The organism is Streptomyces sp. NPDC029164 (genome assembly GCF_055563995.1).
The window spans coordinates 133,570-156,057 of sequence record NZ_JBVHWW010000005.1 but is presented as its reverse complement, the minus strand read 5'-3'; the positions used below and the strand labels follow the sequence as shown (position 1 = coordinate 156,057).

Below are 22,488 nucleotides of genomic sequence, written 5' to 3'. Positions count from 1 at the left end.
CCCCACGGGCGTCGAGCTCGGGTTGGGGAAAACTACCCCCCCGACCCCCCCCCACCCCCCCCCCACCCCCCCCCCCCCCCCCCCCCCCCCCCCCCCCCCCCCCCCCCCCCCCCCCCCCCCCCCCCCCCCCCCCCCCCCGAGACTGTGTCGGGAATTCGGTGTCAGGCCTCCTGGGTGAGGGCGCTCGGGCGCTGTCGGCAGAGGATGCGGTCGAGGACATCCCGCAGCTGCCGCTCGATGGGGGCATCCGTTCGCGTGGTCGCCGTACGCCAGCCGACGAAGCCGTCGGGACGGACCAGCACGGCGCCGTCCTCCTTGATGTGGGCCGCCTCGGCCCACCCCGCGACCGCATGCGCCGTGATGTCCGCCTCCCGTGCGGCATCCAGCCAGTGGTCCGCCGCGGTCCCGGTGAGCAGCGTGAAGCCGTCCACGAGATCGACTGTGGACCGTCCGTCCGGAAGCCACAGGTGGGGCAGGCGGCTGCCCGGTGCGCCGTCGAGTACGAGGTTCTCCAGGTCCGGCAGCGGTTCCGGGTCGACCACCGCGGGCGAGTCGTACCGGTAGCCGACCACGGGGATCATGATGCCCGCCATGCCGACGGCCGCCCGCTCGGCCGCCAGGCTCGGATCGTTGTTCCAGTGCAGGGTGTGGTTCTGCGCGCGGATCACACTCTGTCGCATGCTGAAGAGCGCGACCGGCCGGCGCTCGGCTTCGTAGGTGTCGAGCAGGGCATCACCCCCGGCAGCCAGTTTCCATGCCAGGTTGTGGCCGTCGGCGATCCCCATGTTGAGTCCGAAACCGCCGACGGGCGGTACCGCGTGTGCCGCGTCGCCGACGAGGAAGAACCTGCCCCGCCGGAACGCGTCGGCCACCTGGGCCGTCGAGGACCACGGGATCTGGCTGATGATCTCCGGCTCGGCGTCCGCGACGCCTGTGGCGTCCCTGATCTGCTGCCGGATCTGCTCGGCGGGTGTGTCCGGGTCGCCGTTGCGGATGTGGAAGATCCAGCGGCCGGCCTCGTCGACCCTGTACAGGATCCCGGCCGCCCGCTCGTTGCGCAGGAAGGTCATGGAGAGCGGCGGGGCCGGCAGTTCCGCGCGGAACAACACGTTGAGCATGTGCGAGCCGCCCAGCACGTTCGAACCGTCGAGTTCTCCCGGGCCGGTCACGCCGATGCCGAGCAGCTCCCGGATCCTGCTGCGGACTCCGTCGGCGGCGATCACGTAGTCCGCCGTGACGACCCGGCCGTCCGCGGTGGTGACGCCGTCATCCGCGACGGCCACCACCTCGCTGTCGAAGTCCACCCGACTGCCCAGTTCCCGCAGCAGCGCCACCGCGGCCCGGTCGACCAGGTCCTGCGGGCAACTGCCCAGCTTCGCCGGGCCGATCTCCGGTCGCTCGAACTTGGTGGTGACGGGGGTGAGTTCGGCCAGGCTCGGCCCGCTCATCAAGCCCCGGGCGAACTGCGCCGTGTCCACCTCGATTCCGGCCTCGCGCAGGATCTCCGCCGACCTGTCGGTGAGGCCGAACGCCCTCGGATGGTCGTTGACCTTGGGCCGGCGCTCCAGAACGTGGACCGACACCCCTTGGCGGGCGAGGAAAACCGCGGTGCACAGCCCCACAGTGCCCCCGCCGACAATCACGACGCGCATGACTCTCCCTTCACTCATTTTTGAATCGTGATCCACTGTTGATCGCAATGGTGAGCTTGGTGAGATTGGTGAACCGTCCCCGGCCCGGCCGGGGACGGGGTCCTACAGTCCCGCCTTGGCGAAGCGACGCGCCGAGAGCGGTACGAAGATCAGCAACAGCACGCCCGCCCACAGCAGGGTCGCGGTCACCGGATGGGTCAGCGGCCATGCCGCGTCCGGCCCAGGGGTACCGGGATTGCCGAACAACGTCCGGGTGGCCGTCGCCAGGGCGCTGAGCGGGTTCCACTCACAGATCACCCGCAGCCAGGTCGGCATCCCGTCGGTGGGCACGAACGCGTTGGACACCATGGTGAGCGGCAGCGTCAGCGGCGCCAGGTTGGCCGCGGTGGACGCGTTGCGGATCGCCAGTCCGAGGTAGGTGCCGACCCACGCCAGCGTGTAGCGGAGCAGCAGCAGCAGGCCGATGGCGGCCATCGCCTTCGCGATGCCGTTGTGCGCCCTCCAGCCGACGATCAGCCCGTACACCATCATGACCACCAGGCCGTACACGCCGATGAGCGCCTCCGCGCCGCTCTGTCCGAGCGGCACGGACACACGATTGGTCGGCATGGAGCGGAGGCGGTCCATCACCCCGCGCGACTGGTCCATCGCGACGTCCACCATCGCCGAGGACAGCGCGGTCCCGGTGCCCAGCACGAACATCCCCGGCATCATGTATTCGCGGTAGTTCCCTGAGCCGGGGATCCCGATCGCACTGCCGAACACGAATCCGAACAGCACCACGAACACGGTCGGCATCAGCAGGATGGTGAGCAGGGTTCCGGGTTCGTGGCGCAACCGCAGGAGGTTTCGCTGGGTCAGGGTCCAGCCGTCGACAAGGACGTTCATGCCACCGCCTCCTGCACTTCGAGCGACTTCTCCGCGTCAACGGTCTTGCCGGTCAGCGAGAGGAAAACGTCGTCGAGGCTCGGCTGGCGGATCCCGACGTCGCGGATCACCGCGCCGGACGCGTCGAGTTCACGCACGATCTGCGGCAGGGTCGGCACCGCGTCCACCGCGGCGACGGTGATGTGTGATCCGTCCGCCTCCGGGCGCCGGCCGGTGATGCTCTCCAGCACCGACATGGCGGTCGCCAGATGGTCCGTGGATTCCACCACGACGTCGATGTGGCTGCCGATCTGGGACTTGAGTTGGGCCGGGCTGCCCTCGGCGATGAGGTTGCCGTGGTCGATCACCCCGACCGTGGCGGCGAGTTGGTCCACCTCCTCCAGATACTGGGTGGTGAGCAGGACCGTGGTGCCATCGGCGACCAGCTCGCGCACGGTGTCCCAGATCTCCATGCGGCTGCGGACGTCGAGCCCCGTGGTGGGCTCGTCGAGGAAGAGCACCTTGGGAGCACGCAAGAGGCTGGCGATCAGGTCCAGCCGGCGGCGCATGCCTCCTGAATAGGTGCCGACCAGCCGATTGCCGGCGTGGTCGAGGCTGAACCGCTCCAGCAGTTCCTCGGCGCGCCGCCGGGACCCGCGTACGCCCAGCCGCGACAGGCGGCCGAAGATCCGCAGGTTCTCCCGGCCCGTCAGTTTGTCGTCGAGCGTGGCGTCCTGGCCGGCCAGCCCGATCACCTTTCGCACTTCGCCGGGGTCCCGGGCGACGTCGAATCCGCTGACCACGGCCTGACCGCCGCTGGGCCTCGTCAGCGTGCTCAGGATCTTCAAGGTGGTGCTCTTGCCCGCGCCGTTCGGGCCGAGAAGGCCGTAGACGACGTGCGGCGGCACCTTCAGGTCCAGGCCGGCCAGCGCGGCGACGTCTCCGTACTGCTTCCGTAAATCCTTGGTGTACATGATCGCGTTTTCCATAGTCATCCCCTCACCGGGTGCGGTGTACGCGGTTTCACCCTAGTTCACTGGGTACGCCGTACGCAAGGACGGTGTACGCGGTTGCACCATATTCAACTGGGTACGCCGCACGCAAATGGCCGGAGTTGGCGGTAGGATGGCGGTCATGTCGGACCCGAAACCAATCATCTGGATGCGACCGGAGAGGCCCGCGAGGGGTCCGGTCCCGGCGCACAGCCGCGGGGAGATCGCCGCGGTGGCCATCAGGATCGCGGACTCCGATGGCATCGAGGCCGCGTCGGTGCGGAACATCGCCAAGGAGCTCGGCACCGGCACGATGACCCTGTACCGGTACCTTCCGACCAAGGAAGACCTGTACGCGGTGATGATCGACAACGCGACGGGCTTCGAGCCTCAGGAGCCGACCGGAGACCTCCGCGCCGACCTGACGATCCTGGCGCGCCGCCGCCGGCAGATCTTCCTGCGGCACCCCTGGCTTGCCCCGCTCCTCGCGATCCGCCCGATCATGGGGCCCAACTTCCTGCGGGGCATGGAGCGCGATCTCGCCCTGCTCGGCAACTGCGATCTCGACATGGACGAGACGCTCGACGTGCTCAACCTGCTTTTCTCCTGGGTCAGCGGCGCCGTGCAGGCCGAGTTGACCGAGCAGGCGGCCACGAACCAGTCCGGCGTCGACCGTCATGCCTGGCGCCTGCGCATGGAGCCGTACCTGATGTCCCTGCTCGACACCGGTGAGTTCCCGTACCTGAGCAAGATGACGCAGGCGTCCGAGATCGGTGATGCCGACGAACGGTTCGAGAGCGGGCTGTCGATGATCCTGGACGGCATCGAGGCCCGGTTCCCGAAGACCGCCGCGAAGACCGCCGCGAAGAAGAGATCGCGCTCAGCCGGATAGACGAACCGGCAACGGTTCGCCTTCGGCTGAGCGCGATCGCTCAACTCCGCGCGCGCAGTTCGACGACGGAGAGACGACCGGCCGGCGTGATCGCGCCGGTCTCCAGGCCGGCGGATCCGGCCAGTTCCCGCAGCTGCTCAAGGGTGTGCTGCCGGCCTCCGAAGTAGCAGAGCATCCGCAGGTCACCCTCGGTCTGGACGCTCTCGTCGCCGAGGTAGTCCACGACGAACACGCTTCCCGTCGCCGCCGCCGCGTCGGCGCAGCGTCGCACGATGCGGGCGGCCGACGCGTCGTCCCAGTTGTGCAGGATGCTCGACAGCAGATAGCCGTCCGCCCCGGCGGGAAGCTCGTCGAAGAAGCTGCCGGCCACCGCCTCGGCCCGGTGCTCGAGACCGGCCGCGGCGATGGCCTTCTCGGCACGACGCACGGGGCCGGGCAGGTCGATGACCGTCCCCCGCAGCGTGGGATGGGCCTGCAGGATGGTGATCAGCATGCTGCCGTCGCCACCACCGACATCGACGAGATGACGAAGGTTTCCCCACGGATACGCCCCGGCCACGGCGGGTGCGTGCGCCGCCAGCCTGGCGCCCATCAAGGCGTCGAACGACTCGGCACGACCGTCGTCGGCCGACAGGTCGTCCCAGAACGGCAGGCCGTACTGCTGCGGGAACGCGGGCTCGCCGGTGCGGACCGTGTGCAGCAGATGGACAAGACTCAACTCGGCGTGCCCGAGGGCGCCTTCGATGTCGAGCACGCGCCGCATGCCCTCGGGCTGCCCGTCACACAGGTACTGACCCATGGCCGTCAGGTCGTAGGCGGCGGTCCCCGTACTCGACAGGACGCCGGCGGTCACCAAATGGTCCAGCAGCCGCCCCAGTACGTCCCGGTCGGCGTGCACCGCCTCGGCCAGCGCCTCCGTGGTTCGGGTGCCCGCGGCGATGTGGTCGGCCAACCGCAACGTCGCCGCCACCCGGATCGCCATCGGGGTCAGCAGATCGGCCGCTGCCCACACTCCCCCGCCCCTGGCGGTCCTCGTCTCCTTGGCCATGACCTCTCCTGACTCGACGGTTGCTGCCTGTTCGTTCAACCCGGCGTGGATGGCTGATCTCGGTGTCGCTACGGCAGATCGTCGGCCCGCTCCTCCGCGAAGGCCTTGGCCAGACGAAGGTTGCTCATGCTGTTGGCGCTCAGCAGGCGCCGGAGGTACCGGCGCGCTCCACCGACCGTCGTCCCGGCGCCGAGCAGTGACAGGGCCGAGGGCTTGATCGTGCTGGTGTGCCGGGCCTCGGCGATGACGCCTTCCGGCGTCTGGGTGAACCGCCAGTGGCCGGTGTGCGCGTCCAGCAGTGCGGGCAGCGAGATCTGCTTGTACACGATCAGGTTGGGCGGCAGGCAGATCCGCACCGAGCGGACGGTGTGCGTGCTGCCGTCCGGACCCTTGGTGTCCATGTCGAAGAACTGGACGTTCGGCACCTCCTCGGTCATGGCGAGCCCCACCACGTGCGGGATGCGCTCGGGCCACAGGTCCGCCCGGTAGAGGTAGTCGTAGGCGTCCTCGATGGAACCGGCGACGAACAGGGGGTCGGTGAAGGACAGCACGAGCTCGTCCAGTTCGGCGCGCCGCTGCGCCGCGTCGCGCAGCGTGTCGAGGTGTTCCTTCGCGTCCTGGTCGATCCTGTCCAGCAGCGGGCGGAGATCGGCTCCGGCCGGCGCGCTGACATGGTGGCGCAGCTCGACCCGGGTACGGCCCTGCGCGGGCTCGGTGAACACCCACTCGCCGCGGATCTCGGTGGCGGGCGGTTCGGCCTCCACGTACGCGAAGGTGATGCGGCCTCCCGGCCGGTCGGTGCGGCGCACGGTCCGCCAGGTGCGGACGGCGGAGTCACCGACCAGCGACCAGTGCTGGACCAGGTCGTCCTTCTCGTTGCTGTGGAGCACTTCCGCGTGCACGGCGGAGAGATGGAACTGCGGCCACCGCGCGACGTCCGCGACCAGCTCGAACACGGTCTCCCAGTCGGCCTCGATGGTCACGCCATGGTCAACCTGCTGCTGCGTACTCGACACAACAAGACACCTCACAAGCGTCGTAGCGTCCGGAACCGTCGCGCTCGACGATGTCCGTAGCCGTTAGACCTCGCTTCGAGGACCCTTCGAGTTGATCCGGCGTCGACTCGGCGTCGAAGGCGACGGCGCACGCTTGGCGCGACCTCGAAACGAGCCCTGCGAGGGCCCGTGGCGCGGCAACAGGTCCCACCCGCCAACCGTGAGGAGAGGCATATGCCGAGCATCGTCACTGTCGGCACGTTCGACAGTGATGGCGTCGCCGACGTCACCAAGATCCTTCGGGAGTTCGACGGCGAGGTGGCGTCCGAGCTGCCCCGACTGCGCCGCAGGCAGGTCTTCCACTACTCCGATCTCTACGTGCACATGCAGGACTGGGACGTCGCGGACGCGGCTGAGGCGTACCGGATCACGACGACCGACCCCCGGTGCACACGGCTGAACGACAGGCTGTCGGCCCACTTCGGCGACCATGCCGCGACGGCGGACTGGGACGGTCCGGTCGACCGGCCGACGGCCGAGCGGTTCTACGTGTGGCCGGCCGAGCATCCGGAGAACCTGGAGCAGACGTACAGCGCGGTGATCGTGAACACCCAGCGGCAGGAGCACATCGCCGAGGTGTCGCGGCTGTTCGCGGAATCGGACACCACCGATATCCCGCACACCATGGGGACGCTGCGCCGCCAGATCTACCTGTGGCGTGGCATCTACCTGCACATCCAGGACTTCGCGGAACCCGACGCCATCAAGGTGATCAGCGCGGTGTGGACGGAAGGCGATCCCCGATTCCTCCAGCTCGTCGACGACCTCACGCAGGTCATTCCGCCGTATGACCCGGAAGGCAACTCGTTGGCCACTCGTTTCTACCACTGGGCTGCAGAGGTGTGAGCATGACCGAACTACCGACCCACCCCATCCGGCGGAAGCTGCCCGGCGTGCTCCCGGCCGAGTACGAGACGCTGCGGGAAAGGGGCATCGGCCGGGTGACCCTGCCCACCGGGAAGTTGGCCTGGATGGTGGTGAGGCCCGAGTACGCCCGATTCGTACTCTCCGACCCACGGTTCAGCTCGGACAAGATGAACGACGACTTTCCGAAGATGACGCCGAACTCGTTGAACAAGCTGAAGTACTGCGCACCCTTCATGATCAACCTGGACGGCCCGGAACACACGGAGCTGAAGAAGCCGGTCATCCAGGAATTCTCCCCGGCGGGACTGGCCCGATTGCTGCCGCGGCTGCGGGTCGCCGTGAACGAGACGATCGACGCGATGCTGAGCCGGCAGGACAAGCCGGTCGACCTGGTGATGGAGCTGTCGTACCCGATCGCCTGGCGGCTGCAGGAGATATTCCTCGGCATCCCCATGGCCGAGCTGCGGACGATGCGGGACAACGTCTGGGACCTGCTGATGCGAACCGGCACCGAGGCCGAGGAGAAGGCATCGGCCGCGCGCCTGAACCAGCACGCGGAAGACGTCATGAAGGAGAAGGCGAAAAACCTCGGCGACGACCTGATGAGCCGCATGATCCAGCAGGAACTCGACGAGCACGGCGAGGTCGACTGGTTCAGGCTGGCGCCCCTGATGCTGTCGAACGCCCAGGGCATTCACAACTCGACGTCCACGATGATCACGCTGGGTGTGCTCACGCTGCTGAACCACCCGGAAGAGCGGGCGGCGTTGCTCGCCGAGCCGGACCGGATGACGGTGGCCATCGACGAGATGATCCGGTACTTCTCGGTCAACGACGGCACGCCGATGCGGCTGGCCGTGGAAGACGTGCGGATCGGCGACACGATGGTCAGGGCCGGTGACGGCATCGTGGTGCCGACGTTGCCCGTCAACCGCGACCCGTCGGTGTGTCCGTATCCCCATGAGCTCAACCTCATGCGGGAAAAGCCCACCAGGCACTTGGCGTTCGGCCACGGGCCGCACCAGTGCCCGGCGAACCGCCTCGTGCCGGAGCTGATGCAGATCGTCTACACGACGCTGTTCGAGCGGGCTCCGCGGCTCGCGCTGGCCGTGCCGGAGTCGGAGCTGACGTACAAGTACCACTCGATACAGGCGTTCGGTCCGGCCGAAATGCCCATCACCTGGTAGAGACACCGGCCGCCGCACACGTACCTCGACAGCGGGTGCGGCGGCCTTGCCGGTGGCCGATCCTCGGCGGGCGGGGCGGCCCGCCGACTCCTGGGGAGGACGTGACACGGTGACCGACGACGACACCCGCGCCGCCGCCACGGCCGGCACCGACGGCCCCGACGGCCCCGTGGCCCTCGTCACCGGTGCTTCGGGGGCCCTCGGCGCCGCCGTGGCACACGTACTCGACCGCCGTGGCTACCGGCTGGCCCTGCACTACACCAACGGTGCGGACCGGGCCCGCAAGGTCGCGGGCGAGCTCAGCGGGCCCAGCGTCGTCGTCCAGGCGGACGTCGCCGACTGGGCCGCCACGCGGGACATGGTCGGCCGGGTACGCGCCGAGCTGGGCGGCATCGGCGTGCTCGTCAACGCCGGTGCCGTCCGCCACGACGGTCTCATGGCCACCCAGTCCGTCGACGACTGGACCCGGACCATCTCCGTCAATCTGCTCGGCACCTTCCATACCTGCCGGGCGGCGCTCCCGGACATGATGCGGGCCCGCTGGGGGCGCATCATCAACGTCGTCTCGCCCGCCGGTCTCATCGGCAGCCGGGGCCAGACGGCGTACTCGGCGGCCAAGGCCGGGGTGGTGGGGATGACCCGCAGCCTGGCCCTGGAGTGCGGGCGGTTCAACGTGACGGTCAACGCGCTGTCGCCCGGCCTCATGGCCACCGCGCTCACCGAGGAGCTGCCGGCCGGGGCCCGGACCGCGCTCGTGGCCCGGACCGCGTTCGACCGCATGGGCACGCCCGACGAGGTGGCCCGCGGCGTCGAACTGCTGCTGGACGCCGACTACATGACCGGTCACGTGCTGTCCATCGACGGCGGGATGTCGATCTCGTGACCGCCGGTCCCGGCGGCGGGAGCACCGACGCACCGTACCAACCCACCCCGACGCAGCGGGTGTTCCTCTTCTTCCGCGCCGACACCGACTACGGCGGCTCGAACGAGATCCGGCGTGGCATCATCGCCGGTCGCGTCCCCGGCCTGCCGAAGGGAGCCTGACCCGTGACATCCGAGTCCCCCAAGAAGTACGGCCACTGGATAGACGGAGCCTGGTACCAGCCCGAACAGGGCCACTACCAGATCACCGACCCGGCCACCGAGGAAGCCGTCGGCTACGCCCCCGAGGGCCACGCCGCCGAGGTCTGGGCCGCCTCACGCGCCGCCAGGACCGCCTTCCACACCTGGTCCCGCGCCGATCCGCGCGAGCGCGCCGCCGTCCTGGAGCGGATCGGCGACCTGATCTCCGAACGGGCCGTCGAGCTGGTCCCGTTGGTGCAGGCCGAGACCGGCGCGACCCTGCGGGTGGCGGAGTCCGCGCAGGTGCTCGCCGCGGCCGACCTCTTCCGCCGCTACGCGCGCGGTGCGCTGGAGCCCGACACCGTACCCCTCGCGCCGCACCTCGTCCCCGAGAGCCCCCTGGCGCCCGGCGGGCTCATCGGCGCGGCGGCCGTGCGCCGCCCCATGGGCGTCGTGGCCTGCCTGACCTCCTACGACCTCCCCCTCGCCAACCTCGCGGCCAAGGTCGCCCCGGCCCTCGCCATGGGCAACACCGTGGTCGTCAAGCCCGCACCGCAGGATCCGCTCGGCTGCCTGGAGCTGGGCCCGATCATGAAGGCGGCCGGACTGCCGGACGGCGTCTACAACGTCGTCACGGGGTCGGGGCCCATCACGGGTGAGGCACTGGTCGCCCACTACGACACCGACATGGTCAGCTTCACCGGCTCCACCCCCGCGGGAAAGAGGATCGCCGCGGCCGTGGGCGGTCAGCTGAAGCGCACCCTCATGGAACTCGGCGGCAAGGGCGCGGCCATCCTCCTCGCGGACGCCGACGAGAAGACCTTCACTTCGGCGCTCACGGCGGTCGGCTCGGCCTTCTCCTTCCACAGCGGCCAGATCTGCACGGCGCCGGCGCGCCTGCTCGTCCACCGATCGCTGTACGAGCAGGCCGTCGCCGCCCTCGCGCAGTACGCGCGGACGGCGACGGTCGGCAACCCGCTGGACGAGTCCACGATCGTCGGCCCGCTCATCTCGGCCGCCCACCGCGACCGCGTCGAGGCCTGCGTCGAAGGCGCCAGGCAGCAGGGCGCCCGTGTCGTCGCCGGCGGCGAACGCCCGGCGATCAAGCCCGGTTTCTACGTCACCCCCACCGTCCTCGCCGACGTCACCCCCGACATGGCCGTCGCCCAGGAGGAGATCTTCGGCCCGGTGGTCGTCGTCATCCCCTTCGACGACGAGGACGAGGCGGTAAGGATCGCCAACGGCACCCCCTACGGACTGTACGACTACGTCTACTCCGGCGACACCGCCCGGGCCTGGGCCCTCGCGGGGCGGCTGCGCAGCGGCACCGTCGGCATCAACACCGCGCAGCGCCACCCCGAGGCGCCCTTCGGAGGCTTCAAGGAATCCGGCGTCGGCCGCGAAGGCGGCTCCTTCGGACTGCACGCGTACAGCGAACTCCAGTCGGTCGTCTGGCCGTCCTGAGCCGAGAGGAGGCGAACGCCATGCGAGGTGTCATCTTCGACGGCGGGCTGCCGCACAGCGTGGACGAACCGGATCCGAGTGACCCGGACCCCGGCGAGGTCTTCGTCGAGGTCCCCGGCGAGGACCTCGCCGGCACCGAGGCGGCCGGGCCCTGCCACGGCGACCTGTCCGCCTCGGCGGCGCTCAAAGCGGCCATCGGGATCTTCACCGGCACCTCCGCCGCGGTGCCGGGCGACCCGGAGTGCGGGGATCCCCCGGGCACGTCCGTGGCCGGGTAGCGCGTGATCGCACCGCTGCTGCCCCCGGAGGTGGCGTACGCGGAGGAGTTCGAGGATCCGCCCGGAGGGTTCCTGTTCCCCGAGGAGGCGGCGTTCGTCCAGAGGTCCGTACCGGTCAGACGACAGGAGTTCACCACGGTACGGATGTGCGCGAGGCGCGCCCTGGCCACGCTGGGCGTCGCCCCGGAGCCCCTGCTGCCGGGGCACCGGGGCGCCCCGCGGTGGCCCGGGGGCATCGTGGGGAGCATGACGCACTGCACGGGATACCGGGCGGCGGCGCTGGCCTGGCGGCACCGGATCGCGGCGGTCGGCATCGACGCCGAACCGGCCCTGCCGCTCCCGGCGGGCGTCCTGGAGGCCATCGCCCTCCCCGCCGAACAGTCCCACGTCCGGAGTCTGTCGCGGTCATCGCCGACGGGCGTCTGGGACCGGCTCCTCTTCTGCGCCAAGGAGTCCGTCTACAAGGCGGTGTTCCCCCTCACCGGCGTACAGCTGAGATTCTCCGATGCCGCGATCACCTTCGACCCGGCCGGCGGCACCTTCCACGTCCGGCTGCTGGTCCCCGGAATCACGGCAGACACCGGGGACCGCGCCGCGCTCGACGGAAAGTGGACCACGTCCGGCGGTCTCCTCCTGACCTCGGTCGTGGTGAGCGCCGGGGACCGAACCTGCCCTACGTCCCCGCCCCGGCGGCGTTGAGCCCGGTCAGTGGGAGTCGGTGGTCGTGATGAGGTGGAGGAGGTCTGTGTAGAGGGAGCGTTTGTCGGGGCGGGTGTGGGTGGCGGCGTGTCTGAGGGCGGGGATGGCCGGTTCGCCCAGGGTGATGAGGGCTTCGGTCGCGGTGGCGCGGATCGTGGGGTGGGGGTGCTCCAGCAGGGCGGTGATCGCCGGGATGGCGGATGGCCAGGTGGCGTGGCTGAGGGTGCGGATCGCCGTGCGGACGAGGTCCGGCTGGGGGTCGGCCAGGAGGAGGGACGTGTGGTGCAGGTAGGTCCGGCGGTCCAGCAGGGCGCGCGAGGTGCGGTGGGCGTGCAGGCGGATCCCGGGCTTGGGGTGGTGCAGCAACTCGCCGATCAGGTCGCGTAGGGCGGGGTCCTCGTGCGCGGCCGGGCCCGCGTGTTCCTCGGCGAGTTGTCTGAGTACCTGGTGGATCCGGGCCGGGTTGCCGGTGCGGGCCAGGGCCAACAGCTCCTGTCGGGAGGGGGGTTGGGAGGGCTCGGGTGGGGTGCGGTCGCGGAGGGCTGTCAGGGCGGCGGCGTCCTGCCGGGCGGAGTCATCCGGGTGGCGCAGTGGACCGTCCACGAGGAGGAGGCGGTCCGCGAGGGCGTCGCGTCCTTCCGCGCGCAGGCGCCGGCCGGTCCGCGTCAATGCGGGGGTGCGCAGGAGGGGACGCCCGGAGAGCAGTTCGAGGAAGCCCCAGGCGCCGGTGTCGAGGCGGCCGGCGAGGCGCTCCGCCAGGACGTCGGCGGGGACGCGGCGCAGCGCCTGCGCGGCCGCCGCCCTGACGGCCGGCGGGTCGTGCTCCCACCATTCCAGCAGGAGCGGGACCAGCGGTTCCAGGTCGCACGGGGCCAGCCGCTCTGCCGCGCGGGCCACCCGGTCGTGCAGGACGCCGTCCGCGCGGAGTTCCGTCTCGCCGATGCTGTTCAGGGCGCGGGCCGGGCCGGCACCGACGGGTATGTCGATGCGGCCTCGCAGAAACGCTCGGAGCACCGCAAGCCCCGCCTCGGGCTCGGGCCACTCCAGGAGCGCCAGGGCCGCGGCGCGGCGGCGGTCCGGAGCGGATGCCCGCAGCATGGCCAGCAGGCGCTCCCGGAGGGCGGTCGAGCGGGGTTGGTCGAGGTCGTCCTCGTGCACGGTCCGCGGCCGAGTCGCCGGCGCGTGGGCGGTCTCGGTGAGGGTCCAGGGAGGCGCGTCGAGCGGCTGGAGGTCCGTCATCCAGTCGATGAGGGCGACGCGGACCTCGGGGCCGGCGGAGGCGTGGACGTCGATCAGCGCGGTCAGCTGGTCCCTGGAGCCGGGTGGGAGGGGGTGCCGGCGAAATGCCCGGAGGGTGCCCGGTGTGCGGGCCGCGGCGTCCAGGGCCGTTCGCCACCTCGCGTCCGGGTGCGTGGCCGCAGGGGACGGCGGGGCCGCGAACGCGTCCCGCAGCACGGCGGTTTCGGCCTGCCGGGGATGGGCGTCCAGCCGGGCCGAGGCGAGGGCCTGGTCGAGGTCGGCGCGGACGAGCACCGCGCCGAGGCCGCGGAGCAGTGGCAGGGTGGACCGGTTTCCCGCGGGTACGGCGGGCAGCGCCCGTACCGCGTCGGCGGCGGTCGGCTTCTCCACCGCCGGCAGGGCCGGCGCGACGGCTTCGAGTACGGCGATCAGGTCGGCGCGGTCCGCGGCCGCGGCCTCGGCGAGGGCGTCGAGGAGGACCGTGGCGGATCGGGCGAAGAGCGTCAGTTCCTCGGTCGTCCACGGGGCGGGGCAGAGCCGGAGCGTGAGTCGCAGGACGCGTCCCCGGGCGGCGGGTTCGGAGCCGGCGAGGCGAAGCCAGTCCGCCAGCAGGGGCCGTAGCGCACGCAGCCGGATGGGGTGCGGCAGCTCGTGCCGTACGGCGATGCGGAGCGCGGCCGGCGGATTCCAGCTCCCGGCCGTCAGCGAGTTGAGGTCCAGGTCCGCCCCGGCCGCCGACCGCGGCGCGGCGGGCGTGGTGATCCCGTACGTGGCCATGGCCGTCGACAGGTCCTCGATGGTGCCGGACGCGAGGCCGACCCGGCCGGCCGCCACCAGGGCGAGCAGGGTGGGTGCGACCCGTGGTGCCTGGTCGGCCAGCGCGAGGACCGCGCTCGCCGGCAGGGCACGGTCGAGGCCTTCCAGGAGGAGTCCGCGGGCACGGGCGTCTTCGCTGTGTTCGGCGGCGGCGAGGACGGTCGCCAGGTACGCGCCGCCGAGGATGGTGCGCAGTGCCTCGACGAGCTTTCCGCGCAGGCCCGGATTGTCGTGACGCCCGAGCCAGTGGAGCAGCGTCGGTACGGCCGTGGGCGCGCCCGCGCGGACCAGCACCTCGGCCGCGGTCTTCTTGATGTTCATGTTCGGATGGCCGAGGCACGCGGCGATCGCCCTGGAGGCCCAGCGGGCCCGCGCGTGACCGAGGGCGAGCAGGGCCTGCCGAACGGTCTGGATGTCCGGCGCGGTGGTCAGCGCGATCAGGGTCGCCGACAACGCCTGCGCGTCGTCCCCCGTGGCGTCGCGGGCGAGCAGCGCGATCACGTGCTTGCGGACGTGCCGGTCGCGGTGCCGCAGCAGCCGGTGCGTCCGCGCACGGGTGCTCGGGCAGGGGGCGCGGAGCAGGAGTTCGAGCAGGACCGCCTGCTCGCCGCTCGACAGTCCGGGCCGCTCCAGCAGATCCAGCGCCAGGGACGCGACGAGTGCGTGCCCGGCCTCGCGTGCGGTCGGCGCGTCGAGCAGGCAGACCGGCCTGATGCGGCCCCGCTCGTGGAGACGACGGCCCAGAGCGTGTAGGGCGTCCAGAACCTCCTGGGGCACCGCGGGCTCCCCGGCCGGCTGCCCGTTCTCGGGGTACGGGGCGGCCGCGCCGGGCTCCCGGGAGGCCGCCGGCTCGGCCACGACGCGCAGGAGCAGGTCGGCGATGACCGGCAGCGTGGCGGCGCTGCCGTGGGCGGCCAGTCGGCACAGGGCCGCCACTGGCCGGTCCGGGTCGAGGTGGGAACGGAGGAGAGCCAGTTCCCGCTCGTCCGGGCCGCCGAGATCCGCCGCGATGCGGGCGGGCAGATCGGCGGGGTCGAGACGGACGAGGAGGGCACGCCGCTGTGCCGGATCGTCGGTCAGGTGCCACAGCACCTCAAGGGCGGTGTTCCGTACGGCGCGAAGATGCGGCGCGATCACGCCCGCGCCCGACCCGGCGACCGAGCCCGCGACCGCGCCGGCGACCGCGCCCGCGCCCTCCTGCGCGGCCAGGCCGAGCCCCTCCCTCAGCGCTTCCGCCGTCCGGTGCCCGCCGATGGCCTCCAGGGCGTCCAGGGCCGCGGCGGGCGCCACGGGCAGGAGAGCGATCACCGCGTCTTCGGCATCCGCGTGGCGCAGCGCGCGGATCGCGGCGAGGAACGGCCCCGGCGCGGGCGCCGACGGCAGAACCCGTGCGATCGCGTCCCCGATGGGCAGCTCCCCCGCCCCCTGCGCGGCCAGGGCGACCAGCAGGGTGAGCCGGCGCGGCCAGCTCGGATCGTCGGGGGCCGCGTCCACCAGTGCACGGAACACCACCTGTCGGCAGGTGAACAGGATCGTCGCGACCTCGTGGGCAGCGATCGTGTGGTCGGCCAGCGCCAGGCCGATGACGGCCGGAACGTGCGGACCGTCCGGGAAGTGCCCGCGCCGGTGGAGCCCTCGCAGACACGTCACCGCAGGCCCGCCGAAGAGCAAGGGGTCCCCTGCGGCGATGGCCGTCAGCGCACCGATGTCGCCGCGGTCCGCCAGGTCACCGAGCAGTTCCATCCCGCGCCGGCGAAGACCGGGCGGCAGGTCCGGATCGTCGACGACCTGCCGCAGCAGCGCGCCGTGCCCGTGATGGGCGGCGGCCGTGAGGGCGGCATCGGCCGCCCCGGGTCCTGCGGCCGCCGACTCGGCCGTGAGGAAGGGGGCCAGGAGTGCCGACGGCAGGGGATCCAACGCCGCCCACGGCTCGGCGAGTTCACCCAGCGCGGCGACGACCACGCCCGCGCGGCCCGCGTCGGACGCACCGGCGCCGGCACCGGCACCGAGCAGGTTCATCACATGTCCGCGGACCAGGGCGGGAGCCAGCAGGCCGGCGTGCAGCCCCTGCCGGGCCAGCCGCAGGGCCTCGGCCCGCAATACCGGGTCACCGCTGTCCACCAGCTCGTTGACGAATTGCGCGGGCCGGTGCGCGCCGGTGACGGTCGCCTCCCGCACCGCCTGGTACAGCAGCTCGCCCGGCGGCTCCTTCCGGATCACCGCCGGCTCGTTCATCAGCTCGGCGCGCAGCCAGGCGATCCGTACGCGTACCGGCAGTTCGGCCGTACGCCACGAAGGCCGGCGGGACTCCGGGACGTACGGGCCCAGTCGCTCATGGAGCCGGGCCAGGACGAGCAGCGACTCCGGCGACCCCTCCACCGACACCGGCAGCAGTCCCGCGAGTTCGGCCGCCTCGGACGCGCCGCCCGTCCGGCCCGAGGTGACGCGCTCGTCGAGCAGGACCAGCCCCAGGTACCGCAGCCGGGGATCATCGTGCCGGATGAGCCGCCCGAAGACGGCCGGCGGGCAGAGCCGCGCGTCGAGATGGCCGGACAACCAGCCGACGTCAGCTCGACGCACCGCATCGTCGAAGGACTTGTCCGTGGGCGTCGTCATCGCCGGATGCTAACCGGGACGTTCTCGACCCCACCAGCAGTTTTCGCCCGATACGAGCCGCCCTCCCGGTCCTGAGGACATCGGACCCCGCGGGTCGGTACGCTCAACTCAGACCGCCGGTTGCGTAGTTGCCGTTCGAGCGCGAGGGATCGCGGAGAGCCGGAGCGAGGAGGGCCCGTTGGGGCGAGGGGAGCCCGGAGGGCCTCCCACGGCCACGCATCTTCCTCTCTCGAAAGGCGCTCTATGGAACTGGCAGGTTGGGTGACTGTTGCCGTCACCTCGGTCGCGGGAGGTGTTGCCGTCGTGGGGCACCTCTTCGACCAGGTACCGGCACTGTCCCAGAAGATGATCACGGCGATCCGCTCTCTTCGCGCGGTGCGCGATGAGGTCAAGCGGAGCGGCGCCAAGTGATCGCACGGCCGCGCCGGGCCTCCCCCTCAACCCGGCGCGGCCGTGGTCTTCGAGCCTCAGACGTCAGGCGTGGGCGCCCTCACGCCCGTACCCCCTGAGGCCCCAGGGTAGACCGGCCGGTCCCGGCCGGCGCATGCGCGGTCAGGGGCGGCGCCAGAGGTCCCGCAGGAGCCGGCCCAGGACGGCCGAGGCCGGGAAGTAGCCCAACTGCCGGGAGTCCAGGCTGTGTCCGGGGTTGTCGCCGACGAGCACGAGCCGGCCGGGGGGCACGTACCGCTCCGGTACGCCGGCCAGGGCGGGGGCGAGCTCCCTCGGGACGGGGTCGCCGGGCACGGCGAGCACCCGCTTGATCAGGTGGGCCCCTTCCGTACGCGGGTTGACGACCACGACGACCCTGCCCCGGCGGGCCTTCGTGCCGCGGACCACCAGGACCCGGTCCCGCTCGTGATGGGTGGGCTCCATGCTGCGGCCTCGTACCGTGACCAGGACCAGCCGGCGCGCCGGCAGTGCGGTCAGGGCCCGCGCGAGCCGTCCGAGCCGGGACCGGTGCGCCTCGGGAGCCCGGGCCGAGGGCCAGGACACCGCGAGCGCGTCGAGCTCCTCCCGGCTCGGCATCACCCCGGCCGCCGGATCGTACGAGGGGCCGCGCCCGGTACCGCGGCGGGTCGCGGCGCGCGGCGGACGGGGCCTCACCGCGGGACCGCCGCGCCGGGGACGGCCGGGGCCCGGTGCGCGGGGCCGCCCTGGTAGTCCTTGGCCTGCAGGTGGAACAGGTCGGCGTACGTCCCGGCCGCCGCCAGCAGTTCCTCGTGGCCGCCCTGCTCGACGATCCGGCCGTTCCGGAGCACCACGATGACGTCGGCTTCCCGCACCGTGCCGAGCCGGTGGGAGATCAGCACGCTGGTGCGCCCGGCGCGGAAGCTCCGCAGCGAGGCGTGGATCTCGTGCTCGGCCTCGGCGTCGAGGCCGGAGGAGGGTTCGTCGAGGATCATCAGTTCCCGGTCGTGCCGCATCAGGGCGCGGGCGAGGGCGACCCGCTGGTGCTGTCCCCCGGACAGGAGGACGCCCGTCGAGGGGTCGGATTCGTCCGGTGCCGTCATGAACTTCCGGGAGAGCAGGGTGTCGTAGCCGTGCGGCAGCGAGGCCAGCACGCCGTCGATCCCGGCGCGGCGGGCCGCCTCCCGGACGCGTGAGCGGTCGCCCAGCGCCTCCAGATCGCCCAGCCCGATGTTCTCGGCGGCGGTGAGGTCGTAGTGCATGGAGTCCTGGAAGACCGCGCCGATCCGGGACCGCAGCTCGGCCGGGTCGATCTCCCGGATGTCGACCCCGTCCCACAGGACCGCGCCCCGCGTGGGGTCGTAGAGCCGGCACAGCAGTTTCACGAAGGTGGACTTGCCCGCGCCGTTGAGGCCGATCAGGGCCAGGGCCCGGCCGTGGGGGATGAAGACGTTCACGCCCCGCAGCACCCAGGGGAGTTGATCCGAATACCGGAACCACACGTCCCGGAACTCGATCCCGCGGCGCATCGGGGGCAGCGGCTCGGGCCGCTCGGCCAGGGGCAGGTCGGATCCGAGGGCCGTGATGTCCCGGTAGCGCCGGAAGAGGAGCAGGGCCTCGGCCGTCGACGCCATCTGCGTGGCCAGCGCGCCGAGCGCGCCCTGTACGGCGGTGACGGCGGCGACGAAGAGCGCGATGCCGCCCACCGTCATGCTGCCGTCGCGCGCGGCGCCCACGGCCCACAGCAGGCCGCCGCCGGACACGGCCGCGGCCACGCCCTCCAGGCAGAACTGCACGGACAGTTCCTTGCGGTCCATCCCTTTGCGGGCGGCGTTGTTGGCGAGGCGCTCGCGGCGCATCGACGTCCTGAAGAACCCGCCGAGCCCGAAGAGCCGTACCTCCTTCGCCCCCTCGACCGTGCTCAGGAGCTGGTTGTAGAAGAACTCCTTGCGTTCGATGGGGCTCACGTCCATGACCAGCTGGGCGCGCCGGCGCGAGAGCAGCCATTCCGCGATCACGGCGGGGACGGCGGCCGAGAGGACGACGAGGGCCATGACCGGGCTGAGTGCGAAGAGGGAGGCCGCGAATCCGAGGACGGGGAGCACCTGGCCGGCGATGTCCAGTCCCCCGCTGACGATCTGGACCGGTGCGCTGCGACTCGCCGTCTGGGCGAGCCGCAGTTCGTCGAGGAAGCGGGGGTCCTCGAAGCGGCTGATGCCGATGGACCGGTCCACGGCGGCGAACAGCCGGTCCATGGCCACCACGCCGGTCCTGCGGTCCAGCTCGGCGTGCAGGTACTGCGACACCAGGGGGGTGACCGCCGAGGCCACGCCGACGGCGGCGAGGGCGCCCGCCAGTCCGGCCAGGCCGGACAGGTCGACGCCGCGCACGAGGTCGTCCAGCAGTGTCTTCATGAGCCATGCGGTGGCCAGCGGGAAGGCCCCCCGGCAGAGGGTGACCACGGCGAAGGCGGACAGGTGCCAGGGGACGGTCCTTCCCACCAGCAGCAGGGCCGCGGCCGCGAGGCGGACGGTCCGCAGGAGCCCGGACGGTGTGGCGCGCATGCGATCGCCCCTGGTCATACCGCTGTCGCGGCGGGCATGGCCAGTACCCGGTCGGAGGTCACCACGGTGCGGCCGCCGGCGGTGGCGACCCGGAGCACGGTCGGCGTGCCGGAGGTGCGGAAGGCGGTTCCGACGGGGCCCAGGGGCTCTTCGACGACGACGTGCGCGACGGGGCTCAGCAGGGCCACGAGGTCCTGGGAGGCCTCCGCGGTGCCGATCACGACGGCCATCCGGTGGTCCCGGCCGTACGCGTCGGTTTCCGCGAACCGGATGAACTCGGGGAGCAGGACCTTGCACGGCTGGCAGTCGGGGGCGAAGAAGGCGACGACGCTGTCGTCGGCCAGCGAATCACGCTCCAGCGGCCGGCCGTCGACGGTGACGGCCCGGAAGTCTCCGACCTCGTCTCCCGTGCGGATTCCGGCCTGCTGCCGGATGGGGGCGAGGATCTCGGTGTGCTCGCGCAGCCGTTTGACGACGCCGACGGTCAGCAGCAGGTTCAGCAGGCAGAGCGCCGAGAGCAGCACGACGGTTGCTGTCAGGACATACATCAGGACTCCTGGGGTTCGGTCATGAGGCGTACGGACGGACGGGCGCTCGGGACGTACCGGTGTCCGGGAGGGGCCGGAAGAGCGCGACGATCTCGTCGAGGGCGGTGGTCACCAGGCCGGTGACCAGGCCCGCGATGGCCGCCACCAGCGCGTGGCCCGCGCCTGCCGGGCCGCCCGCGGCGGGCGCCAGGAGGCAGCCGAGGGCGGCGGCCGCGAGCAGGACGTTGCGTACGACGTGCCGCCCGCCGACGGGTGTGGCGGAGAGCCCGAAGCAGTTGCAGGCCACCGGAGAGCGTCGGCGCAGGGTCCGGGCGATCCCGAACGTGAAGGCGGCGAGCAGCAGCGTCGCGAGGAGCAGCCCCAGCCGGCCGGCCGGCCCGGTCGGTACCGCCAGGAGCAGCCAGGTCGCGAACTCCGCGGCCAGGACCGCCCTCGCGGCCGGCTCGTCCAGGGCCGCGGGAACGACGCGCATGTGGGCCAAGGACCGTACGAACCCCCGGTACGCCGCCCGGTCGCGCGCCTTGCTCAGGGACGAGACCAGGAAGACCGTGCCGAGGAGGCTCCGCACGGCGATCTCGAACGAGGACATGGGCGTTCCCTTCGGCGGTGGGCCCCGCCACCGGTTCGTTCCGGCAGCGGGGCGGGTCTTCACCCGTGCGTGCTTCGGGTTCAGCCGCAGATGCCGCGCGTGAACTTGGAGCCGTTCCAGTACGCCTCACAGGGGGCGTTGTAGCCGAAGTGGCCCCACGGGCCGTTGTTGCACTGCCAGCACTGGGCGTAGTGGTACCAGCCGGGCGCGGCCGCGGCGTCCGCGGTGACGGTGGGGACGACGCGCTCGAGCAGGGCGGCACCCATGGCTTCGATCTTGGCGAACATGTCTGTCTCTTCTCTGTCGTGGTGTGTCCACCGCTCCGTCGTGGTGCTTGCGGTGGCATGTCATGAGCATGTCGGAGCGCGGTCAGCGTGTCGTTGACTGCGGGAACACGCTTGTTGACGGTTCTTGTACGCCGTGCGGGAGCGCGGCCGTGTGCCGGTACTCCTTCGGCGACATCCCGTAGGCGGCGCGGAAGGCCCGGCTGAAGTGGGCGTTGCTGAGGAAGCCCCAGCGCGCGGCGATCACGTGGACGGGGTGGGAGTCCAGGCGCGGGTCGGACAGGTCGCGGCGGCAGCTCTCCAGACGCCGTTCCCTGATCCAGGCCGCGACGGTCAGCCCCTCCTCCTGGAAGAGCTTGTAGAGGTAGCTGACGGAGATCTGGTGGGCCGCCGCCACCGCCTGGGGCGAGAGGCGGGCGTCCCCGAGGTGGCGCTCCACGAAGCCCTGCACGCGGAGCATCAACGCGCGCCGGTACGACGCGGGCGCCGCGCGGGCCCCGGTGTCCAGCTCGTGGGCGAGCAGGGCCGTCAGCAGGTCGAGGAGGACGCCGCCCAGCCGGGCGGTGTCGGCCGGCCGGTAGTGCGGGGCGTCCCTGACCAGGCGGACGAGGAAGTCCGTCAGGAGCGGGCCGATCCCCTCACGGCCGGACAGCCGCTCGCCCGCGAGGCCTTCCATGCGTGCGGGAGGCAGGGGCAGCAGGGTCCCCGGGAAGCGGATCTGGATGAGCTCGGCGGGATCCCCTTGCCCCGTCACCACCGAACGGAACGGCCGCGAGCCGTCGTAGAAGACCATCTCCCCGGGCCCGAGCACGGTGTCCCGGCCGGCACGGGTCAGGAGCGGCCGGCCGTGCAGCGGGAGCGCCAGGTGGAACAGTTCGGGATCGGCCCCGCGGATCAGGTGGGGGGTCCGGAGCACGTGCAGCGAGCGGAAGGTCAGCGCGGGCAGGTGCGTGACCTGAGCGGCGTCGTCCTCACCACGGATGGCCGTCTGTGACAGGGTTCTCTCCTTCCCGGTGGAGTTCCTCGAAGGGGACGGGGTCGATGCGCCAGCCGGCCAGTGCGGGTGCCACGGCGAGGGCTCTGCGAACGATCCGCTCGCCGGCCGGAGCGGCTTCCTCCGGGCCGGCGGCCAGGAGGAACAGGGCGATGTCCAGGTGCCCTTCGGCGGAGCGGGCGTACACGTGCTCCAGCCGGTCGGCGGGGGCCGCGGTGGCCCAGATGACATCGGTGACGAGATGGCGGTCGGCGCGCCGGACGGGATGGTCCGGCGGCGCCGACAGGGACACGAGGGTCATGACGAGGTGCACGACCCCGGTCAGTCCCAGATCAAGCCGAAGAGGATGAAGAACACGGCGTGCCTC

Annotated in this window: 22 protein-coding genes; 9 read left to right on the top strand and 13 right to left on the bottom strand. The window is 71.8% G+C overall.

What is annotated here, in order from left to right:
- Positions 1 to 161: 161 nt before the first annotated feature.
- The 3 genes from ACZ4VT_RS07215 to ACZ4VT_RS07205 all read right to left on the bottom strand — a co-directional run bounded on the left by ACZ4VT_RS07215 (position 162) and on the right by ACZ4VT_RS07205 (position 3,508).
- Positions 162 to 1,688: an FAD-dependent oxidoreductase gene (locus ACZ4VT_RS07215; RefSeq protein WP_467947400.1), complete on the bottom strand. Its 1,527-nt coding sequence runs from the start codon at positions 1,686 to 1,688 to the stop codon at positions 162 to 164.
- 66 nt (positions 1,689 to 1,754) lie between these two features.
- Positions 1,755 to 2,540, bottom strand: a complete 786-nt coding sequence (locus ACZ4VT_RS07210) for an ABC transporter permease (protein ID WP_467947398.1) — start codon at positions 2,538 to 2,540, stop codon at positions 1,755 to 1,757.
- On the bottom strand, positions 2,537 to 3,508 hold the full coding sequence (locus tag ACZ4VT_RS07205; protein WP_467947397.1) for an ATP-binding cassette domain-containing protein: 972 nt from the start codon (positions 3,506 to 3,508) through the stop codon (positions 2,537 to 2,539). The genes ACZ4VT_RS07210 and ACZ4VT_RS07205 overlap by 4 nt, the downstream gene beginning before the upstream one ends.
- Before the next feature lie 235 nt (positions 3,509 to 3,743).
- Here ACZ4VT_RS07205 and ACZ4VT_RS07200 point away from each other — a divergent pair, with 235 nt between their 5' ends.
- Positions 3,744 to 4,403: a TetR/AcrR family transcriptional regulator gene (locus ACZ4VT_RS07200; RefSeq protein WP_467947395.1), complete on the top strand. Its 660-nt coding sequence runs from the start codon at positions 3,744 to 3,746 to the stop codon at positions 4,401 to 4,403.
- Positions 4,404 to 4,443: 40 nt separating this feature from the next.
- Here the strand turns inward: ACZ4VT_RS07200 and ACZ4VT_RS07195 are convergent, their stop codons facing one another.
- A complete protein-coding gene (locus ACZ4VT_RS07195) occupies positions 4,444 to 5,451 on the bottom strand; it encodes a methyltransferase (RefSeq protein WP_467947393.1) in 1,008 nt (335 codons plus the stop codon).
- Positions 5,452 to 5,519: 68 nt separating this feature from the next.
- Positions 5,520 to 6,467, bottom strand: coding sequence for an aromatase/cyclase (locus ACZ4VT_RS07190; RefSeq protein ID WP_467947391.1), 948 nt, complete (start codon positions 6,465 to 6,467; stop codon positions 5,520 to 5,522).
- A gap of 213 nt (positions 6,468 to 6,680) precedes the next feature.
- On the opposite strand from ACZ4VT_RS07190, the gene ACZ4VT_RS07185 reads away from it, so the two are divergent.
- The 7 genes from ACZ4VT_RS07185 (at position 6,681) to ACZ4VT_RS07155 (ending at position 12,063) form a co-directional block, all read left to right on the top strand.
- Positions 6,681 to 7,352, top strand: a complete 672-nt coding sequence (locus ACZ4VT_RS07185; RefSeq protein WP_467947389.1) for a TcmI family type II polyketide cyclase — start codon at positions 6,681 to 6,683, stop codon at positions 7,350 to 7,352.
- A gap of 95 nt (positions 7,353 to 7,447) precedes the next feature.
- Positions 7,448 to 8,560, top strand: a complete 1,113-nt coding sequence (locus ACZ4VT_RS07180; protein ID WP_467947388.1) for a cytochrome P450 — start codon at positions 7,448 to 7,450, stop codon at positions 8,558 to 8,560.
- Positions 8,561 to 8,669: 109 nt separating this feature from the next.
- Positions 8,670 to 9,443, top strand: a complete 774-nt coding sequence (locus ACZ4VT_RS07175; protein WP_467947386.1) for an SDR family NAD(P)-dependent oxidoreductase — start codon at positions 8,670 to 8,672, stop codon at positions 9,441 to 9,443.
- Positions 9,440 to 9,604: a hypothetical protein gene (locus ACZ4VT_RS07170; RefSeq protein WP_467947384.1), complete on the top strand. Its 165-nt coding sequence runs from the start codon at positions 9,440 to 9,442 to the stop codon at positions 9,602 to 9,604. Before ACZ4VT_RS07175 ends, ACZ4VT_RS07170 begins: the two co-directional genes overlap by 4 nt.
- A gap of 3 nt (positions 9,605 to 9,607) precedes the next feature.
- On the top strand, positions 9,608 to 11,086 hold the full coding sequence (locus ACZ4VT_RS07165) for an aldehyde dehydrogenase family protein (protein WP_467947382.1): 1,479 nt from the start codon (positions 9,608 to 9,610) through the stop codon (positions 11,084 to 11,086).
- Positions 11,087 to 11,106: 20 nt separating this feature from the next.
- Positions 11,107 to 11,364: a hypothetical protein gene (locus tag ACZ4VT_RS07160; protein ID WP_467947381.1), complete on the top strand. Its 258-nt coding sequence runs from the start codon at positions 11,107 to 11,109 to the stop codon at positions 11,362 to 11,364.
- A 3-nt stretch (positions 11,365 to 11,367) separates the two neighbouring features.
- Positions 11,368 to 12,063 (top strand): 4'-phosphopantetheinyl transferase family protein, encoded by a 696-nt coding sequence (locus tag ACZ4VT_RS07155; RefSeq protein WP_467947379.1) that lies wholly within the window; start codon positions 11,368 to 11,370, stop codon positions 12,061 to 12,063.
- Positions 12,064 to 12,069: 6 nt separating this feature from the next.
- Here the strand turns inward: ACZ4VT_RS07155 and ACZ4VT_RS07150 are convergent, their stop codons facing one another.
- Positions 12,070 to 16,734, bottom strand: coding sequence for a HEAT repeat domain-containing protein (locus tag ACZ4VT_RS07150; protein ID WP_467947378.1), 4,665 nt, complete (start codon positions 16,732 to 16,734; stop codon positions 12,070 to 12,072).
- 243 nt (positions 16,735 to 16,977) lie between these two features.
- Here ACZ4VT_RS07150 and ACZ4VT_RS07145 point away from each other — a divergent pair, with 243 nt between their 5' ends.
- Positions 16,978 to 17,145 carry a hypothetical protein gene (locus tag ACZ4VT_RS07145; protein WP_467947376.1) on the top strand — a complete coding sequence of 56 codons (168 nt, stop codon included), beginning with the start codon at positions 16,978 to 16,980 and terminating at the stop codon, positions 17,143 to 17,145.
- 141 nt (positions 17,146 to 17,286) lie between these two features.
- Here the strand turns inward: ACZ4VT_RS07145 and ACZ4VT_RS07140 are convergent, their stop codons facing one another.
- From ACZ4VT_RS07140 to ACZ4VT_RS07110, 7 genes are all read right to left on the bottom strand, one after another.
- Positions 17,287 to 17,838 (bottom strand): S26 family signal peptidase, encoded by a 552-nt coding sequence (locus tag ACZ4VT_RS07140; protein WP_467947374.1) that lies wholly within the window; start codon positions 17,836 to 17,838, stop codon positions 17,287 to 17,289.
- Positions 17,835 to 19,706: an ABC transporter ATP-binding protein gene (locus ACZ4VT_RS07135; protein WP_467947372.1), complete on the bottom strand. Its 1,872-nt coding sequence runs from the start codon at positions 19,704 to 19,706 to the stop codon at positions 17,835 to 17,837. The genes ACZ4VT_RS07140 and ACZ4VT_RS07135 overlap by 4 nt, the downstream gene beginning before the upstream one ends.
- 14 nt (positions 19,707 to 19,720) lie before the next feature.
- Positions 19,721 to 20,254, bottom strand: a complete 534-nt coding sequence (locus tag ACZ4VT_RS07130) for a TlpA family protein disulfide reductase (RefSeq protein ID WP_467947370.1) — start codon at positions 20,252 to 20,254, stop codon at positions 19,721 to 19,723.
- Between the two features lie 19 nt (positions 20,255 to 20,273).
- Entirely contained in the window at positions 20,274 to 20,843 is a 570-nt protein-coding gene (locus tag ACZ4VT_RS07125) for a MauE/DoxX family redox-associated membrane protein (RefSeq protein WP_467947368.1), read from the bottom strand.
- Positions 20,844 to 20,923: 80 nt separating this feature from the next.
- Positions 20,924 to 21,130, bottom strand: a complete 207-nt coding sequence (locus tag ACZ4VT_RS07120) for a hypothetical protein (RefSeq protein ID WP_467947367.1) — start codon at positions 21,128 to 21,130, stop codon at positions 20,924 to 20,926.
- Positions 21,131 to 21,212: 82 nt separating this feature from the next.
- Positions 21,213 to 22,043 (bottom strand): helix-turn-helix domain-containing protein, encoded by an 831-nt coding sequence (locus ACZ4VT_RS07115; protein WP_467947365.1) that lies wholly within the window; start codon positions 22,041 to 22,043, stop codon positions 21,213 to 21,215.
- A 55-nt stretch (positions 22,044 to 22,098) separates the two neighbouring features.
- Complete coding sequence (locus tag ACZ4VT_RS07110; protein ID WP_467947363.1) at positions 22,099 to 22,422, bottom strand: hypothetical protein; 324 nt, start codon at positions 22,420 to 22,422, stop codon at positions 22,099 to 22,101.
- Positions 22,423 to 22,488 lie beyond the last annotated feature (66 nt).

Coding starts and splice junctions, on each gene's coding strand:
- ACZ4VT_RS07210 (WP_467947398.1), bottom strand. CDS start 2,540: ATGAACGTCCTTGTCGACGGCTGGACCCTGACCCAGCGAAACCTCCTG.
- ACZ4VT_RS07205 (WP_467947397.1), bottom strand. CDS start 3,508: ATGGAAAACGCGATCATGTACACCAAGGATTTACGGAAGCAGTACGGA.
- ACZ4VT_RS07195 (WP_467947393.1), bottom strand. CDS start 5,451: ATGGCCAAGGAGACGAGGACCGCCAGGGGCGGGGGAGTGTGGGCAGCG.
- ACZ4VT_RS07185 (WP_467947389.1), top strand. CDS start 6,681: ATGCCGAGCATCGTCACTGTCGGCACGTTCGACAGTGATGGCGTCGCC.
- ACZ4VT_RS07160 (WP_467947381.1), top strand. CDS start 11,107: ATGCGAGGTGTCATCTTCGACGGCGGGCTGCCGCACAGCGTGGACGAA.
- ACZ4VT_RS07150 (WP_467947378.1), bottom strand. CDS start 16,734: ATGACGACGCCCACGGACAAGTCCTTCGACGATGCGGTGCGTCGAGCT.
- ACZ4VT_RS07145 (WP_467947376.1), top strand. CDS start 16,978: ATGGAACTGGCAGGTTGGGTGACTGTTGCCGTCACCTCGGTCGCGGGA.
- ACZ4VT_RS07135 (WP_467947372.1), bottom strand. CDS start 19,706: ATGCGCGCCACACCGTCCGGGCTCCTGCGGACCGTCCGCCTCGCGGCC.
- ACZ4VT_RS07130 (WP_467947370.1), bottom strand. CDS start 20,254: ATGTATGTCCTGACAGCAACCGTCGTGCTGCTCTCGGCGCTCTGCCTG.
- ACZ4VT_RS07125 (WP_467947368.1), bottom strand. CDS start 20,843: ATGTCCTCGTTCGAGATCGCCGTGCGGAGCCTCCTCGGCACGGTCTTC.
- ACZ4VT_RS07120 (WP_467947367.1), bottom strand. CDS start 21,130: ATGTTCGCCAAGATCGAAGCCATGGGTGCCGCCCTGCTCGAGCGCGTC.
- ACZ4VT_RS07110 (WP_467947363.1), bottom strand. CDS start 22,422: ATGACCCTCGTGTCCCTGTCGGCGCCGCCGGACCATCCCGTCCGGCGC.